The following is a 16,422-nucleotide window of genomic DNA, read 5'->3' on the forward strand; positions in this document are numbered from 1 at the left end:
CAAAGCCGCGCACGTCGGGGGCCGGCTGGGCTGTCTCTCGCTCTTGTCCGAGTGTGGCGTGTTCGTTGCCGACTCGACCAGACTTCACGTCCATATGGAGCGCGGCGACAGCCGTATGCGTCCGGTCGTCGGGGGCGGTGCCTTGGGCCCGGCGGCGCAGCGCCGCGACCTGGTCCTGCACTGGCACGCCTTGACCGAACCGCCGACATCGGGTGCGGTCGACATCGTGGATGCTCTGTCGCACGCGATCCGCTGTCAGGAGGCGCGGTTCGCGGTGGCGACTTTGGATAGTGCCATCCACCTCGGCACAGTCGCGGTCGATCAGCTCGACCAGGTCTTCGGCGCGGTCCCGGCGCGTTTCAGGGCTATCCGGCCCTTCATCGACAGCCGTGCGGAAGCGGGAACGGAGACACTCGTGCGGCTCCTGCTTCGCCGGTGGGGCTGTGACGTCGATCTGCAGGTCAGCATCGACGGCGTCGGTCGTGTGGATCTGCTGGTGAACGGATGGCTGATCATCGAGTGCGACAGCAAGCAGTTCCACAGCGACTGGAATCAGCGGCGTGTCGACTACCAACGCGACCGCGCGCTCGCGGCGCTCGGATTCACCGTGCTCAGGCTGACGGCGGAGGACATCCTGTACCGGTTCGAGGACGTCGCCAGTGCGCTGCGCGGTCTGATCTTCGCCAATCGTCGCGGCTGACCTCTTCCACCGCGCGGCGCCCCAGCCGCTCCGACCGTTCGGGTGCGCGGGGCGGTCTCGCCGCGCGGTCGGTATTCAGTCTGCCGCCTCGTCGCACTCTCGCACCTCGCAGACATCCGCCGGGTGCAACGCCCGGCGGATGCATCAGAGACTGAATACGGCACACCGGCGGCGTCGGACGCGCAGGAGCGTAGTGAGATGCGGGCTGGACGGGATCGCGGCGTGGACGGTGCAGCCCGGGTCGCCATATTCAGTCTGCGACGATTGTTGCGAGCGTGACGTGCGCGGAACATCGCAGTCTCGGAAAGCTCGACCACCATGCAGACTGAGTACGGGACCGTGGGCAAGCCTCGCGGCAACCGCAACCCGCGACGGTTGTCAGCCGCGGCGGAGGAGTCCGACCTTCGCGTACACGTCGGCGAGGGTCGCATCCGCGACCTCGGCGGCTCGGTCGGCGTTGGCGGCGAGCACGCGGTCGAGCTCGGCGGGATCATCGAGCAGCTCGAGTGCCCGCGCGCGGACGGGCCCGAACTCGTTCACGACCACCTCTGCGAGCCCCTTCTTGAAGTCACCGTAGCCGCGGCCCGCGTACTCGTCCTCGATCGAGGGGATCTGGCGTCCGGTGAGGGCCGCATAGATCACCAGCAGGTTGGAGACGCCGGGCTTGTTCTCCTTGTCGTAGCGGACCACGCCCTCGCTGTCGGTGACGGCACGCATGATCTTCTTCGCCGACACGGCCGGGTCATCCAGCATCCACAGCACACCGGCATCCGACTCGGCCGACTTGCTCATCTTGGCGGTGGGGTTCTGCAGGTCGTAGATGCGCGCGGTGTCCTGCTGGATCACCGGCATCGGCATGCGGAAGGTCTGGCCGTAGCGGGAGTTGAAGCGCTCTGCGAGGTCGCGGGTGAGTTCGACGTGCTGCTTCTGATCGTCGCCGACCGGGACGATGTCGGTCTGATAGAGCAGGATGTCAGCGGCCATCAGCACCGGGTACGTGAACAGACCGACGTTCGTCTGGTCGGCGCCGTACCGCGCGGACTTGTCCTTGAACTGCGTCATGCGGTTCGCCTCACCGAATCCGGTGATGGTCGAGAGCACCCAGGCGAGCTCGGCGTGGGCGCGCACGTGCGATTGCACGTACAGCGTCGACTTCGACGGTTCGATGCCGGCGGCGATGTACTGCGCCGCCGTGCGCCGGGTCTTCTCCCGCAGCTCCGCCGGATCGTTCGGCTGGGTCAGAGCGTGCAGATCGACGACGGAGAAGAACGCCTGGTACTCCTCCTGCAGGTCACGCCACTGCAGCAGGGCCCCGATGTAGTTGCCGATCTGGAGGGAGTCGGCGGAGGGCTGCATTCCGGAGTAGAGGCGGGGCCTGGTCATCGTCCCAGTCTAGAGAACGGATGCCGGGGTCCCGCCGCCCGCCGGGGCCGACAGCTCCGCCGGACAGTTCAGAACGCGTAGTCGGCGACCACGGGAGCGTGATCGCTCCACCGCGTGTCCCAGGAGGGCGCACGCACGACGCGATAGTCGACCACGCGTTCCGCGAGTGCAAACGAGGCGAGGTGGTAGTCGATGCGCCAGCCCGTATCGGTGTCGAACGCCTTGCCGCGGTTCGACCACCACGAGTAGGGGCCGTCGACCTCGCCCGCCCACCGGCGTCCCACGTCGACCCAGCCGAGCCCCGTGCCGGTGGTGCCGTCCGTGCCGACGACCTGTTCGCCTTCGGGGCCCGTGAAGCGGTCGAAGTACGCGCGCTCGCGGGGCAGGAAGCCCGCCTTCTTGACGTTGCCCCGCCAATTGCGGATGTCGAGCTCGCGGTGACCCACGTTGAGGTCGCCCGTGATGAGGGCCAACTCGCCGAGCTTCGGCATCCGGGATTCCATCGCGTCGAGGAACGCGTACTTGGCCACCTGCTTCTCGGTGTCGGCTTCGCCCGTGTGGACGTACGCGCTGACGATCGTCACCTTCTCGCCGGCGACGTCGATGTCGGCTTCGACCCAACGTCCGCGGGAATCGAGGGTGTCGTCGCCGAGTTCGATGCGCCAGATGTCGATCGGCTCGCGAGCCGCGATCGCGACACCGGCGCGACCCTTCGCCAGCGCTTCGTCGTTGACGATGTGCCATCCGGGCAGAGCGTCGGCGAGGTGCGTCGCCTCTCCGCGCACCTCCTGCAGAGTCAGGACGTCGACGTCGGCCGTCTCGAGCCACGGGAGCATGCCCTTGCGGGCGGCGGCACGGATGCCGTTGACGTTGACGGAGGCGACGCGCAGGTTTCGGGGCACGCGTCAACCCTAACGAGCGCCGCCGACACGCGACGCGGGTCCGCGGCCCTCAGCCGAGGAGGCCGCGCGGGGGCGGGGGAGCGTCGGCCTCGACCCGCGCGAGGTCGTCTTCGGCGCGCCGGAGCTCACGCGTCTCGTGCCAACGCCGCCACCAGGGTGCTTCGGCGCGCGCGAGATGGGCGGCGCGCACGCGCACCCGCGCGGCGATCAGCAATGCGGCGTGCTCGCGACGCCGCTGCTCGTCCGCCGACAACTGCTCGATGGGCACGTCCGCGTCCTGCGCCGTGAGGGCGACCCATGATGCGGCGACGAGGATGACGATGCCGACCAAACGGAACCAAAGCAGGAATCCGACGAAGACCGAGAACGTCGCCAGCAGCGGGTTGGAGGGGGAGTAGGAGAGGAGGATTCCAGCCCCGTACTGGAGGACCACCATCGCGGCGCCGCCGAGTGCGGCGCCGGGGAGGATCAGCCCCCACCGTAACGAGGTTCCGGTGAGGAAGCGGATCAGCGCCCCGATGGCAGCGGTGTTGATCGCGAAGGCGACCGCCCCCGAGGCGATGCGGCCCGTCACCCACACCCAGTTCGAGTAGCCGGGCCACGGGAACAGCTGGAACAGCAGCTCGACCGCACCCGCAGCGACGCTGGCGAGGATCGCGCCGATCACCAGCGCCAGTCCGAACAGGGCGGCCGCGAAGAAGTCCCTGGCCTTCAACAGCACGTAGCTGCGGGTGTCGAACGGCAACCCGAAGATGTCGCGCACGGCGCGCCGGGTGAACGTGACGAAGCCGATCGCCGTCCACAGCGCGGCGATGAACGCCACGGCACCCGTGACAGCGAGCACACTCGCCGACTCCTGCGCGATCTGGGCGACGTCGGCTTCGCTCACCAGCCCCTGGCCATCCTCGCGCCCGATGAGGCCCGGGATGTAGAGGTTGAGGATATGGATGAGTCCGGCGATGGCCTGAGTGCTGCCCCCGAGCCAGATGCCCACGATCGCGAAGCCGAAGTAGATCACGGCGAAGATCGCGAACAGGGACTGGTAGCTGATGGCCGCGGCGAGCAGGAACCCGTTGGCGCGCAGGAAATGACGCCAAACGCGGATCGGGAACCACCCGAGCGTCTTGCGCGTGATCTCCGTCGCGCGCTCGATCGGCTCGTCCAGGCGCTCCCGCAGGGGCGACTGCTCCCAGCGCGCACGCCACGCGGCATCCGCGCGTTCCGACGAATCCGTCACCCGATCAGCGTAGCGAGAGCGGATGCCGGGGCCGTTACGGTCCCGGCATCCGCTCTGCTGGTCGGTGGCCGGCGGACTCAGCGACCGCCGCGCATGACGGCCTGCTTGACCTCGGCGATCGCCTTGGTGACCTCGATGCCGCGGGGGCATGCCTCGGTGCAGTTGAAGGTCGTGCGGCAGCGCCACACGCCTTCCTTGTCGTTGAGGATGTCCAGGCGCGTGGTCGCCGCGTCATCGCGCGAGTCGAAGATGAACCGGTGCGCGTTGACGATCGCGGCGGGGCCGAAGTACTGGCCGTCGGTCCAGAACACCGGGCACGACGAGGTGCACGCGGCGCACAGGATGCACTTGGTGGTGTCGTCGAAGATCTCGCGGTCGACGATCGACTGGATGCGCTCCTTGCCGGCCTCGGGCTTGCTGTTGGCGATGAGGAACGGCTGCACCTCGCGGTACGACGCGAAGAACGGCTCCATGTCGACGACGAGGTCCTTCTCCAGCGGCAGACCCTTGATCGCCTCGACGTAGATCGGCTTCGAGATGTCGAGGTCCTTGATCAGCGTCTTGCAGGCCAGGCGGTTGCGGCCGTTGATGCGCATCGCGTCGGAGCCGCAGATGCCGTGGGCGCACGACCGACGGAAGGTCAGGGAGCCGTCGACCTCCCACTTGATCTTGTGCAGGGCGTCCAGCACGCGATCGGTGGGGTACATCTCGACGTCGTAGTCCACCCAGCGCGGCTCGCTGTCGGTCTCCGGGTCGAAACGGCGGATGATGAAGGTGACGAGGTACGACTGGATCGGGGCCTCACCGGTCGTCTCGGCGACGACGTCCTGCTCGACGATGGCGGTCGACATCAGTACTTCCTCTCCATCGGTGGGTAGTTGAATTCGCCCTTGTCGTTCTTGGTGAACACGACGGGCTTCCAGTCCAGCTTGATGTGATCCTCGGGGTCGGGCGAGTGCGGGTCGCCGGTGAGGTAGGCCATCGTGTGCTGCATGTACTGCTCGTCGTTGCGGTCGGGGTAGTCCTCGCGCATGTGTCCGCCGCGGCTCTCGCGACGGTTGCGGGCGGCGTACGCGACGATCTCGGCAAGGTCGAGAAGGAAGCCGAGCTCGACGGCCTCGAGCAGATCGGTGTTGAAGCGCTTGCCCTTGTCGTCGATGTGCACGTTCTTGAAGCGCTGGCGCAGGTCGTGGATGGTGCCCATGACGTTGGTCAGGGTCTCCTCGGTGCGGAAGACCTGGGCGTTGGCGTCCATCTCCTCCTGCAGCGTCTTGCGGAGCACCGCGACGCGCTCGGTGCCGGTGTTGCTTCGCAGACCCTCGAGCATCTCGCGGACCTCCTTGGCGGGGTCCTCGGGCAGCGGCACGAAATCAGCGGTCTGCACGTACTGGACGGCGTTGCGACCGCTGCGCTTTCCGAAGACGTTGATGTCCAGCAGCGAGTTGGTGCCGAGGCGGTTCGCACCGTGCACGGAGACGCACGCGCACTCACCGGCGGCGTACAGGCCGGGCACGACGGTGTCGTTGTTCTGCAGCACCTCACCGTTGTTGTTGGTCGGGATGCCGCCCATCGCGTAGTGGGCGGTCGGCATGACCGGCACCGGCTCGGTGACCGGGTCGACGCCCAGGTAGGTGCGGGCGAACTCGGTGATGTCGGGGAGCTTGGTCTCCAGCACCTCTGCACCGAGGTGGGTGCAGTCCAGGTACACGTAGTCCTTGTGGGGTCCGGCGCCGCGGCCCTCGAGGACCTCCTTGACCATGCAGCGCGCGACGATGTCACGCGGGGCGAGGTCCTTGATGGTCGGTGCGTAGCGCTCCATGAACCGCTCGCCGGAGGCGTTGCGCAGGATCGCGCCCTCGCCGCGGGCGCCCTCGGTGAGCAGGATGCCGAGACCGGCAAGCCCTGTCGGGTGGAACTGGAAGAACTCGATGTCCTCCAGCGGCAGGCCCTTGCGCCACACGATGCCGACGCCGTCGCCGGTGAGGGTGTGGGCGTTCGAGGTGGTCTTGTAGATCTTGCCGAAGCCGCCGGTGGCGAAGATGACGGCCTTGGAGTGGAAGACGTGGAGGTCGCCGGTGGCCAGCTCGTAGGCCACGACGCCCGCGACCTGGGTGTTGCCGTCGGCATCCTTCACCGTGATGAGATCGAGCGCGTAATACTCGTTGAAGAAGTTGATCCCCAGCTTCACGCAGTTCTGGAACAGCGTCTGAAGGATCATGTGACCGGTGCGGTCGGCCGCGTAGCATGCACGGCGCACGGGGGTCTTGCCGTGGTCGGCGGTGTGGCCGCCGAAGCGGCGCTGGTCGATCTTGCCCTCGGGGGTGCGGTTGAAGGGCAGACCCATGTTCTCGAGGTCGATGACGGCGTCGATGGCCTCGCGGGCGAGGATCTCCGCGGCATCCTGGTCGACGAGGTAGTCGCCGCCCTTGACGGTGTCGAAGGTGTGCCACTCCCAGGAGTCCTCTTCGACGTTGGCGAGCGCCGCCGCCATGCCGCCCTGCGCCGCACCGGTGTGCGACCGGGTCGGGTAGAGCTTGGTGATCACGGCGGTGCGGGCGCCCGGACCCGCCTCGATCGCGGCGCGCATGCCGGCGCCGCCGGCGCCCACGATGACGATGTCGAACTCGTGGTAGTAGACGCCGTCCTTGAGTACGGCCTCGGGATGCTGCTGGGTAGTCACGTCAGGAATGCCTTGTCTTCTGCGTCGTCGTGAGCGTCGTGGTGCGCGCGCTCAGCGCGCGGCGCACATCTGGATGAGCCAGTCCGTCGTCGAGTTCTCCACGCCCAGGCACGGGTCGAAGGTGAAGACGACGAGGGTGCCGAGCACAATCAGGAAGCCCGCGGCGATCCACAGCGCCCACACCAGCACCTTGCGGGTGGTCGCGCCGACGACGTAGTCGTTGACGATCGTGCGCATGCCGTTCGCGCCGTGGATGAGGGCGAGCCAGAGCATCAGCACGTCCCAGACCTGCCAGAACGGGCTCGCGAACTTGCCGGCGACGAAGGCGAAGTCGATGCCGTGGATGCCCTCGCCGAGCATCAGGTTCACGAAGAGGTGCCCGAAGATCAGCACGACCAACAGCACGCCGGAGGCGCGCATGTAGATCCAGCCGATCTTCTCGAGGTTGGCCCCCTTCTTGCGCACCTGCGGGGAGCGCGGTGCGGGGATGGTCTGATCGTTGCTCGGGGTGAGGGTGGACATCAGTGACCGCCTCCGATGTTCGACAGCACGATGGGGACGTGGCGCGCGGCGAATCCGCCCACGGTCACGACCCACAGGCCCAGCACGCCCCACCACAGCTGGCGCTGGTGGCGGGTCGCCCACGGCCACAGGTCGACCGCGATGATGCGCAGGCCGTTGAAGGCGTGGTAGACGATCGCCGCGACGAGGGCGACCTCGCCGAAGCCCATGATCGGGTTCTTGTACGTGCCGATGACCGCGTCGTACGCCTCGGGGGAGAGGCGGATCAGCGCCGTGTCGAGCACGTGCACGAGCAGGAAGAAGAAGATGGCGACGCCGGTGATGCGGTGCAGCACCCACGACCACATGCCCTCGTTGCCGCGGTAGAGCGTTCCGCGCGGCGTCTTGGACGTGGTCTGAGCTACCGACGGTGTGACGCGTGCTGGTGCAGACACGGTCGTCCTCCCTTGGTGTGAACGGACACCTCGGCACGGCGGGGGCTGACATCGGCCCCGGGGTTCACAACGGCACTGGACCCTCGGCGTCGCACACGGGCGCAGTCTTATCCTAAGTCGGCGTTCGAGAGCAGGGCGACGAAGGCGAGCCTAAGTTCTCTCGATATCGAGAGATCCGGAGCGAAACGGCCTTCTTCACGAAATCGGTCCGTCACGTGCGGCCCGGTACCCTGGCGGAATGGCCGATCCGATCGACGACTTCTACGCCGTGATTCCCGCCGGCGGTGTCGGCAGCCGCCTCTGGCCGCTGTCGCGCGCCGACGCCCCCAAGTTCCTCCACGACCTGACCGGATCCGGACACTCCCTCCTGCGCGACACCTGGGACCGTCTCGCGCCCTTGTCGGGCGCCGACCGCATCGCCGTCGTCACGGGGCGCGCTCACCGTGCCGCGGTGGAGGAGCAGCTTCCCGGCATCCCTGACCGCAACGTGTTCCTCGAGTCCGAGCCGCGCGACTCGGCCGCCGCGATCGGCCTGGCGGCCGCGATCCTGCACCGACGCGAGCCGGACGTCATCATCGGATCGTTCGCGGCCGACCACGTGATCCGCGGCACGCGGGTGTTCGAGTTCGCCGTCCGTGATGCGGTGGAGGTCGCGCGCGAGGGCTATATCTGCACCGTCGGAATCTCGCCGTCCGAGCCTGCCGTCGGGTTCGGCTACATCAAGCGCGGCGGCGAGCTCATCGTCGACGGCGCGCGCGACGCGTCGCTCGTCGAGCGCTTCGTCGAGAAACCCGACCTCGAGACGGCGAAGCAGTACCTCGCCGATCGCGACTACCTCTGGAACGCGGGCATGTTCATCTCGCGCGCCGATGTGCTCCTGGCTGAGATCGAGGCGAACAACCCCGAGCTGCACGCGGGGCTTCTCGAGCTCGCCGAGGCGTGGGACGACCGCGATCGCCGTGGTCCCGCGGTCGACCGTATCTGGCCCAAGCTGCCGAAGATCGCGATCGACTACGTCGTTGCCGAACCCGCCGCCGAGAAGGGGCGCCTGGCCGTCGTGCCGGGTCACTTCGACTGGGACGACGTGGGTGACTTCGCCAGCCTCGCCAAGTTGAACAGCGGAGGGCGCAAGAACGATCTCGCGATCCTGGGCGAGAACGCGCGCATCCTCTCCGATGCCGCGAGCGGCATCGTCGTCAGCCACACCAACCGGGTGATCAGCCTGATCGGGGTCAAGGACATCGTCGTCGTGGACACCGCCGACGCGCTCCTGGTGACCACGAGCGAGCACGCCCAGCGCGTGAAGGGCGTCGTCGACGCGCTGAAGCTCACCGGCCGCGGCGACGTGCTCTGATCACGAGCCATCGGGCAGGATGCCGCGTTCGTGTCGGCTTGATTGCGTCTTTGTAACCTTTCGCCCGCACCCGGGTGTGCAGCGTGCAAATCCCACGTCACAGTAGGTAACTTCGATCCGTGCGCCCGCGAAATCCGCGGGTCTATCAATGTGGAGGCTGCATTGACCATCTCGACCACCAAGAAGCTCGCCGGCATCACAGCTGCCGCGGGGCTCATCATCGCCCTCGCCGGTTGCGGCTCGGCCCCGACCCCCGCAGGATCCGGCTCGGCCGCCGCCGGCGGCACCGTCGTGGACGGCTTCAAGCCCTGCCTCGTCTCGGACAACGGCGGCTTCAACGACAAGTCGTTCAACGAGTCGGCCAAAAACGGGATGGACAAGGCTGCCGCAGAGCTGGGCGTGAAGCCCCTCGAGGTGGAGTCGAAGTCCGACAACGACTACAAGCCGAACATGGACGCCCTGCTCTCGGGCGGCTGCACGTTCATCGTGTCGGTCGGCTTCAAGCTCTCCGCGGCGACGATCGACGCGGCCAAGGCCAACCCGAACGTCAACTTCGCCATCATCGACGACTCCGCCGACGGCAACCAGGACGGCAAGACGGACGAGCCGAACATCAAGCCTCTCCTCTTCGACACGGCTCAGGCCGCGTACCTCGGCGGCTACGCCGCCGCTGCGTGGTCGCAGGCGTCGGGCGTGAACAAGGTCGGCACCTTCGGCGGCATGCAGATCCCGCCGGTGACCATCTTCATGGACGGCTTCGTCGAGGGCGTCAAGAAGTACGACGCCGACAAGGGCGCGAACGTCCAGTCGTTCGGCTGGGACGCGGCTTCGCAGAAGGGCTCGTTCACGGGTGACTTCAAGGCCAACGACACGGCCAAGCAGACCGCGCAGGGCATCCTCGACCAGGGCGTCGACGTGATCCTGCCCGTCGGCGGTCCGATCTACCTGTCGGCCAGTGCCGCCATCAAGGACAGCGGCAAGAACACCGTCATGCTCGGTGTCGACTCCGACCTCGCCGTGGCCGACCCCTCGGTCGCCGACCAGATCCTCGTCTCCGTCATGAAGCGCATCGACACCGCGGTGTACACCGCCGTGACGCAGGCCGCTCAGGGCAAGTTCGACGGCACGCCGTACGTCGGCACGCTGGAGAACGACGGCGTCGGCCTCTCGTCGTTCCACGACTACGAGAGCAAGCTGCCGGCCGGTCTGCAGGACGAGCTGAGGGCGCTGCAGGCGAAGATCGTCAGCGGCGAGATCAAGGTCACCTCGCCCAGCTCGCCCAAGTAATCCACGAGCACGAGAGCGGGGCGTTTCGCCGGGCGGCGAAGCGCCCCGCTCTCTTCTCGTGCCCGGCCTCTCTGGATAGGGTCACACGTATGAAGCTTGAGTTGCGTGGCATCACGAAGCGGTTCGGATCGCTCGTCGCCAACGACCACATCGACATCGTCGTCGAGCCGGGGCAGATCCATGCCCTGCTGGGTGAGAACGGTGCCGGAAAGTCCACCCTGATGAACGTCCTCTACGGCCTCTACCGGGCCGATGAAGGTCAGATCCTGCTCGACGACGTCGTCCAGGATTTCCGCGGCCCCGGAGACGCGATGGCCGCCGGTATCGGCATGGTGCACCAGCACTTCATGCTCATCCCGGTCTTCACGGTGGCCGAGAACGTCATGCTCGGCCACGAGCAGACCGGCGCCCTGGGCTCGCTCGACCTCGCCGCCGCTCGCGCACATGTGCGCGCGGTCGCGGCGCGTTTCGGGTTCGATGTCGACCCCGACGCCCTCGTCGGCGATCTTCCCGTCGGTGTGCAGCAGCGGGTGGAGATCATCAAGGCGCTCTCGCGCGACGCCAAAGTCCTGGTCTTCGACGAGCCCACCGCGGTGCTCACCCCGCAAGAGACCGACGAGCTGATGTCCATCATGAAGCAGCTGCGCGACGAGGGCACGGCGATCGTGTTCATCACGCACAAGCTGCGCGAGGTGCGCGCGGTCGCCGATCGCATCACCGTCATCCGTCTCGGAAAGGTGGTCGGCGAGGCCGAGCCCACCGCATCCAACACCGAGCTCGCCTCGATGATGGTCGGTCGCCCGGTCGAGCTGACCGTGCACAAGAACCCCCCGCACATCGGCACGGGCGGCCTCGAGGTCAGGAACCTTCGCGTCATCGGCGCCGACGGCGTCGTCCTCGTCGACGACATCAGCTTCGACGTGCGTCCCGGCGAGGTTCTCGCCGTCGCCGGTGTGCAGGGCAACGGCCAGACCGAGCTCGCGGAGGCGATCATGGGTCTGAGCTCGCACACGACCGGATCGATCAGACTCGACGGCGCCGAACTCCTCGGCCGCAGCGTCAACCAGGTGCTCGCCAGCGGTGTCGGCTTCGTCCCCGAGGACCGCGGTGAGGACGGCCTCGTCGGAGCGTTCTCGGTCGCGGAAAACCTCATCCTCGACCGGTCCGACGACCCCGGTTTCTCCCGCTGGGGGACCATTCGGCGCGGCATCCTCGACGACTTCGCCAAGGAGCGGATCACCGAGTTCGACATCCGCACGCAAGGCCCCGGCCAGGCGGCGGGTTCGCTCTCCGGCGGCAACCAGCAGAAGGTCGTCATCGCGCGCGAGCTCAGTCGCAGCCTCAAGCTCTTCCTCGCCTCCCAGCCGACGCGCGGTGTGGACGTGGGCTCGATCGAGTTCATCCACAAGCGCATCGTCGAAACGCGCGACGCGGGCATTCCCGTCGTGGTCGTCTCCACCGAGCTCGATGAGGTCGTCGCGCTCGCCGACCGCATCCTCGTGATGTACCGCGGGCGCATCGTGGGCATCGTGCCGGCGGATACGCCGCGTGATGTCCTCGGCCTGATGATGGCCGGCGAGAACCCGACGGAGGATGCCGCGTGAGCACCACGACCGACCCCGCACCCCTGGCACCCGGCGCGGCGGTACCCCCTCCGCCGACGGCGAACCGTGTCATGACCGAGATCCTGCGCGGCAATGTCGTGACCACGATCCTGGCCGTCGTGCTGGCACTGATCGTCGGCGGTGTGCTCATCGCCGTGACCAACCCGGAGGTGCAGGCGGCATCCGGATACTTCTTCGCGCGCCCCGGTGACACGCTCTCGGCCGCCTGGACCGCCGTCGCCGGTGCCTACGCCGCGCTGTTCACCGGCTCGGTCATCAACCCGAACGCACCCGACTTCCTGAGCGCGATCCGCCCGCTCGCGAACACCCTCGGCTTTGCGACACCGCTCATCGCGGCGGCTCTGGGCATCGCCGTCGCCTTCCGGGTGGGACTGTTCAACATCGGTGCCCGCGGTCAGATGCTCATCGCGTGCGCCGCCGCGGCGCTGGTGACCTTCCAGCTGGATCTGCCCGCGATCATCCAGGTGCCGCTGACGCTCGTGGTCGGCATCATCGGCGGCGCGCTGTGGGGCGGACTCGTGGGTCTGCTCAAAGCGCGCACCGGCGCGCACGAGGTGATCCTCACGATCATGCTCAACTACATCGCCTTCTACCTGGTGTCGTGGATGGTGCGTGTTCCCGAGCTGCTCCAGAAGCCCGATAACATCCAGCCGATCAGCCGGCCCACGCCGGAGAGCGCGCGCTTCCCGCTCCTGTTCGGCGAACAGTTCAACCAGCTCAACTGGGGCTTCGTGATCGTCATCGTCGCGACGCTGTTCGTGTGGTGGCTCGTTGAGCGCTCCAGCCTCGGCTTCCGCATGCGCGCCGTCGGCGAGAACCCGCACGCGGCCCGCGCCGCGGGCATCAGCGTTCCCCGCGTCTACATCTATGCGATGCTGTTCGCCGGCGGCCTGGCCGGTATCGCGGGCATGTGCCAGATCCAGGGCACGGTCACGAGCGGCTTCGACGGCGGTATCGACGCCGGTATCGGCTTCAACGCCATCACCGTCGCCCTCCTCGGACGCAGCCGTGCGTGGGGCACGTTCTGGGCCGGCATCCTGTTCGGCGCGCTCAAGGCGGGCTCGTTCCCGATGCAGGCGCTGCAGCAGATCCCGGTCGACATCGTTCTCGTCGTCCAGTCGCTGATCGTGCTGTTCATCGCCGCACCGCCTCTGATCCGCACGATCTTCTTCCTTCCCAAGACCGACGCCGAGCGCTCACCGCGTTCGCGTGCCCGCCTCGCGCGGCGCCGCGCCCGCGGCAACGGATCGGATGCCGGCAACGACCAGAAGGCGGTGGCAGCATGACCGCGCCGGTGATCGCTCCCGAGATCGGAGAGCCGACCGTCGTCAAGGTGCGCGCGATGAAGGTGCCGGTCACCCTCCTGGTGCTCGCCGGACTCCTGGGCATCCTGTTCCTTCTCGCTCCCCGCGACGGCGTCACCACGTATCGACTCGCCGAAGCCGGGGCGGCGATCGCTCTGGGCGACGTGAGCGTTCCGGCGCTGCCCGTCGTGTGGGCGTCGTGGGCGATCGCGACGGCGCTCGCCGTCGTCTCCTTCGTCGCCGCCCGCCGGTATCGTCCGGTCGGGCTCTGGCTGCCGATCGTCTACGCTGTGCTCGCCATGGTCGCGTTCCTGACGTGGGCCGGTGCCGGCGCGTCCGGCGCCATCACTCTGGTCGGGCTGCTCGGCGGCTCGATCTCGCTCGCGGTGCCGTTGGTCTTCGGCGCCCTCGGCGGTGTCATCGGTGAACGGGTCGGCGTGGTCAACGTCGCGATCGAAGGGCAGTTCCTGCTCGGCGCGTTCACGGCGACCGTCCTTTCCAGCATCACGCAGAACCCGTTCGTCGGGCTCGTCGGTGCGATGCTCGGCGGTGTCGTCGTCGCCTTCGCCCTGGCCGCGTTCTCGATCAAGTACATCGTCGACCAGGTGATCGTCGGCGTTGTGCTGAACGTCTTCGTGTCAGGCCTCACCGGCTTCCTCTACGGCGTCATGCTCGCCCCCAACACGCAGACGCTGAACAGCCCGGCGCGGTTCGACCTCATCAAGATCCCGATCCTCGGCGACATCCCCGTCATCGGTCCGGCCCTGTTCAACCAGACCTTCCTCGTCTACTTCATGATCGTCGTCGTCATCGTCGTGACGTGGGGGCTCTACCGCACGCGCTGGGGCCTGCGTCTGCGGGCGGTCGGCGAGCACCCGCAGGCGGCGGACACCGTCGGCATCAAGGTCAATCCGACGCGGTTCTGGAACGTGCTGCTGGCCGGCGCGATCGCCGGCATGGGTGGCGCGTACTTCACCCTCGTCTCAGTACCGCAGTTCACGAAGGACATGACGGCGGGGCTCGGCTATATCGCCCTCGCCGCGGTGATCTTCGGACGCTGGGATCCGGTGCGGGCGACGCTCGCCGCGCTGCTGTTCGGATTCGCCACCAACCTGCAGAACCTGCTGACCGTGCTGAAGACGCCGATCCCGAGCGAGTTCATGCTCATGCTGCCGTACGTCGTCACGATTCTCGCGGTCGTCGGCTTCGCCGGCCAGATTCGCGGGCCCGCGGCATCCGGCAAGCCCTATATCAAGGAGTGACCTCTTTCATGACCGACATCGACTGGGACGAGCTGCGCGCCGTCGCCACCGAGGCCATGCAGCGCGCCTACGCGCCCTACTCCCGCTATCAGGTCGGAGCCGCGGCGCTGGTCAGCGATGGACGCATCGTGTCGGGCTGCAACGTCGAGAACGCCTCCTACGGCGTCGGGCTCTGCGCCGAATGCGCCCTCGTGGGCGATCTGCACATGTCCGGAGGCGGGCAGCTCGTCGCTTTCGTGTGCGTCAATAAGGAGGGGGAGACGATCATGCCGTGCGGGCGCTGCCGTCAGCTGCTCAACGAGTTCGCCCTTCCGGGAATGCTGCTGGAGACCGTCTCCGGCATCCGCACGATCGATGAGGTGCTGCCGGATGCCTTCGGCCCGCGCGACCTCGAGGAGGTGTCGCGATGAGCGCGGCGCAGAGCGCGGCGGATGCCGCGGTCGAACCGTTCGACGCGGTCGACGTCATCCGTACCAAGCGTGACCGCGGTGCGGTGCCCGAGGACGCCCTGCGCTGGATGATCGACGCGTACACGCGCGAGTACGTCGCCGACTCGCAGATGGCGGCCTTCGCGATGGCCGTGCTCCTCAACGGCATGAACCGCGATGAGATCCGCGTCATGACCGATGCGATGATCGCCTCGGGCGAGCGCATGAGCTTCGCCGGTCTCGGCAAGCGCACCGTCGACAAGCACTCCACCGGCGGCGTCGGTGACAAGATCACGCTGCCGCTCGCGCCGCTCGTCGCGGCGTTCGGTGTCGCGGTGCCGCAGCTGTCCGGTCGCGGCCTGGGGCACACCGGCGGCACACTCGACAAGCTCGAGTCGATCCCGGGGTGGCGCGCCGCGCTCTCCAACGACGAGATGTTCGCGCAGCTGCGCGACGTCGGCGCCGTCATCTGCGCGGCCGGCTCGGGCCTCGCTCCGGCGGACAAGCGTCTGTACGCCCTGCGCGATGTGACCGGGACCGTCGAGGCCATCCCGCTGATCGCCTCGAGCATCATGTCGAAGAAGATCGCCGAGGGCACCGACGCGCTCGTGCTCGACGTGAAGTTCGGTTCCGGCGCGTTCATGCGCGACGTCGAGAGGGCACGTGAGCTGGCGCGCACGATGGTCGCCCTCGGCACCGACTCGGGCGTGGCCACGACGGCGCTGCTGACCGACATGAACACGCCGCTCGGTCTCACCATCGGCAATGCCAACGAGGTGCGCGAGTCGGTCGAGGTGCTCGCCGGCGGCGGCCCTGCCGACATCGTCGAGCTCACCGTGGCTCTGGCGCGCGAGATGCTCGCCCTGGCCGGACAGCCCGACGCCGACGTCGAGACCGCGCTGCGCGACGGACGCGCCATGGACGCGTGGCGGGAGATGATCCGTGCGCAGGACGGCGATCCCGACGCGGCGCTGCCCACCCCCCGCGAGACGCACACCGTGGTCGCCGCTCGCGACGGCGTGCTGACGCGGATGGAGGCGCTTCCGTTCGGCATCGCCGCATGGCGTCTGGGCGCGGGACGCGCGCGCGCCCAGGACCCCGTCATCCACGCCGCCGGCATCGACCTGCATGTCAAGCCCGGCGCATCCATCGTCGCCGGACAGCCGTTGTTCACCCTTCTGGCGGATGATGACAAGCGCTTCGAGCGCGCCCTCGAGGCCCTCGAGGGTGCCTGGGAGATCGGAACGGATGCCCCGGCATCCACTCCGCTCGTCCTCGAGCGCATCACCGCCTGACCCTTCGCT

The 16,422-nt window shown here is 67.9% G+C and carries 15 protein-coding genes; 8 read left to right on the forward strand and 7 right to left on the reverse strand.

The window, feature by feature from the left end; genetic code table 11:
* The first annotated feature begins 58 nt into the window (after positions 1 to 58).
* Positions 59 to 700 (forward strand): endonuclease domain-containing protein, encoded by a 642-nt coding sequence (locus JOE53_RS02220; protein ID WP_325168438.1) that lies wholly within the window; start codon positions 59 to 61, stop codon positions 698 to 700.
* Between the two features lie 378 nt (positions 701 to 1,078).
* Here the strand turns inward: JOE53_RS02220 and trpS are convergent, their stop codons facing one another.
* The 7 genes from trpS to sdhC form a co-directional block, all read right to left on the reverse strand.
* Positions 1,079 to 2,083 carry a tryptophan--tRNA ligase gene (trpS, locus tag JOE53_RS02225; RefSeq protein ID WP_005048100.1) on the reverse strand — a complete coding sequence of 335 codons (1,005 nt, stop codon included), beginning with the start codon at positions 2,081 to 2,083 and terminating at the stop codon, positions 1,079 to 1,081.
* A gap of 68 nt (positions 2,084 to 2,151) precedes the next feature.
* Entirely contained in the window at positions 2,152 to 2,985 is an 834-nt protein-coding gene (locus JOE53_RS02230; RefSeq protein ID WP_036288350.1) for an exodeoxyribonuclease III, read from the reverse strand.
* A 49-nt stretch (positions 2,986 to 3,034) separates the two neighbouring features.
* On the reverse strand, positions 3,035 to 4,222 hold the full coding sequence (locus JOE53_RS02235) for a YihY/virulence factor BrkB family protein (RefSeq protein WP_204946647.1): 1,188 nt from the start codon (positions 4,220 to 4,222) through the stop codon (positions 3,035 to 3,037).
* Between the two features lie 77 nt (positions 4,223 to 4,299).
* Positions 4,300 to 5,073: a succinate dehydrogenase iron-sulfur subunit gene (locus JOE53_RS02240; RefSeq protein ID WP_005048113.1), complete on the reverse strand. Its 774-nt coding sequence runs from the start codon at positions 5,071 to 5,073 to the stop codon at positions 4,300 to 4,302.
* Positions 5,073 to 6,902, reverse strand: a complete 1,830-nt coding sequence (gene sdhA, locus JOE53_RS02245) for a succinate dehydrogenase flavoprotein subunit (RefSeq protein ID WP_112932562.1) — start codon at positions 6,900 to 6,902, stop codon at positions 5,073 to 5,075. Before sdhA ends, JOE53_RS02240 begins: the two co-directional genes overlap by 1 nt.
* 51 nt (positions 6,903 to 6,953) lie before the next feature.
* The gene (locus tag JOE53_RS02250; protein ID WP_005048118.1) at positions 6,954 to 7,424 is read right to left on the reverse strand and encodes a succinate dehydrogenase hydrophobic membrane anchor subunit; all 471 of its coding nucleotides are present in this window, start codon (positions 7,422 to 7,424) and stop codon (positions 6,954 to 6,956) included.
* Positions 7,424 to 7,858 carry a succinate dehydrogenase, cytochrome b556 subunit gene (gene sdhC, locus JOE53_RS02255; protein ID WP_204946648.1) on the reverse strand — a complete coding sequence of 145 codons (435 nt, stop codon included), beginning with the start codon at positions 7,856 to 7,858 and terminating at the stop codon, positions 7,424 to 7,426. Before sdhC ends, JOE53_RS02250 begins: the two co-directional genes overlap by 1 nt.
* A 238-nt stretch (positions 7,859 to 8,096) precedes the next feature.
* Between sdhC and JOE53_RS02260 the strand changes: the two genes are divergently transcribed.
* The 7 genes from JOE53_RS02260 (at position 8,097) to JOE53_RS02290 (ending at position 16,413) form a co-directional block, all read left to right on the forward strand.
* A complete protein-coding gene (locus JOE53_RS02260; RefSeq protein ID WP_121191073.1) occupies positions 8,097 to 9,212 on the forward strand; it encodes a mannose-1-phosphate guanylyltransferase in 1,116 nt (371 codons plus the stop codon).
* A gap of 162 nt (positions 9,213 to 9,374) precedes the next feature.
* A complete protein-coding gene (locus JOE53_RS02265; protein ID WP_204946649.1) occupies positions 9,375 to 10,499 on the forward strand; it encodes a BMP family lipoprotein in 1,125 nt (374 codons plus the stop codon).
* An 89-nt stretch (positions 10,500 to 10,588) separates the two neighbouring features.
* Positions 10,589 to 12,103 carry an ABC transporter ATP-binding protein gene (locus tag JOE53_RS02270; RefSeq protein WP_204946650.1) on the forward strand — a complete coding sequence of 505 codons (1,515 nt, stop codon included), beginning with the start codon at positions 10,589 to 10,591 and terminating at the stop codon, positions 12,101 to 12,103.
* On the forward strand, positions 12,100 to 13,410 hold the full coding sequence (locus JOE53_RS02275; protein WP_373876947.1) for an ABC transporter permease: 1,311 nt from the start codon (positions 12,100 to 12,102) through the stop codon (positions 13,408 to 13,410). Before JOE53_RS02270 ends, JOE53_RS02275 begins: the two co-directional genes overlap by 4 nt.
* On the forward strand, positions 13,407 to 14,690 hold the full coding sequence (locus tag JOE53_RS02280; RefSeq protein WP_204946651.1) for an ABC transporter permease: 1,284 nt from the start codon (positions 13,407 to 13,409) through the stop codon (positions 14,688 to 14,690). Before JOE53_RS02275 ends, JOE53_RS02280 begins: the two co-directional genes overlap by 4 nt.
* 8 nt (positions 14,691 to 14,698) lie before the next feature.
* Positions 14,699 to 15,100: a cytidine deaminase gene (locus JOE53_RS02285; protein WP_005048137.1), complete on the forward strand. Its 402-nt coding sequence runs from the start codon at positions 14,699 to 14,701 to the stop codon at positions 15,098 to 15,100.
* Positions 15,097 to 16,413 carry a thymidine phosphorylase gene (locus JOE53_RS02290; RefSeq protein ID WP_204946652.1) on the forward strand — a complete coding sequence of 439 codons (1,317 nt, stop codon included), beginning with the start codon at positions 15,097 to 15,099 and terminating at the stop codon, positions 16,411 to 16,413. Before JOE53_RS02285 ends, JOE53_RS02290 begins: the two co-directional genes overlap by 4 nt.
* The last annotated feature ends 9 nt before the right edge of the window (positions 16,414 to 16,422 follow it).

It is taken from the genome of Microbacterium laevaniformans, assembly GCF_016907555.1.
Taxonomy (GTDB): Bacteria; Actinomycetota; Actinomycetes; order Actinomycetales; family Microbacteriaceae; genus Microbacterium; species Microbacterium laevaniformans.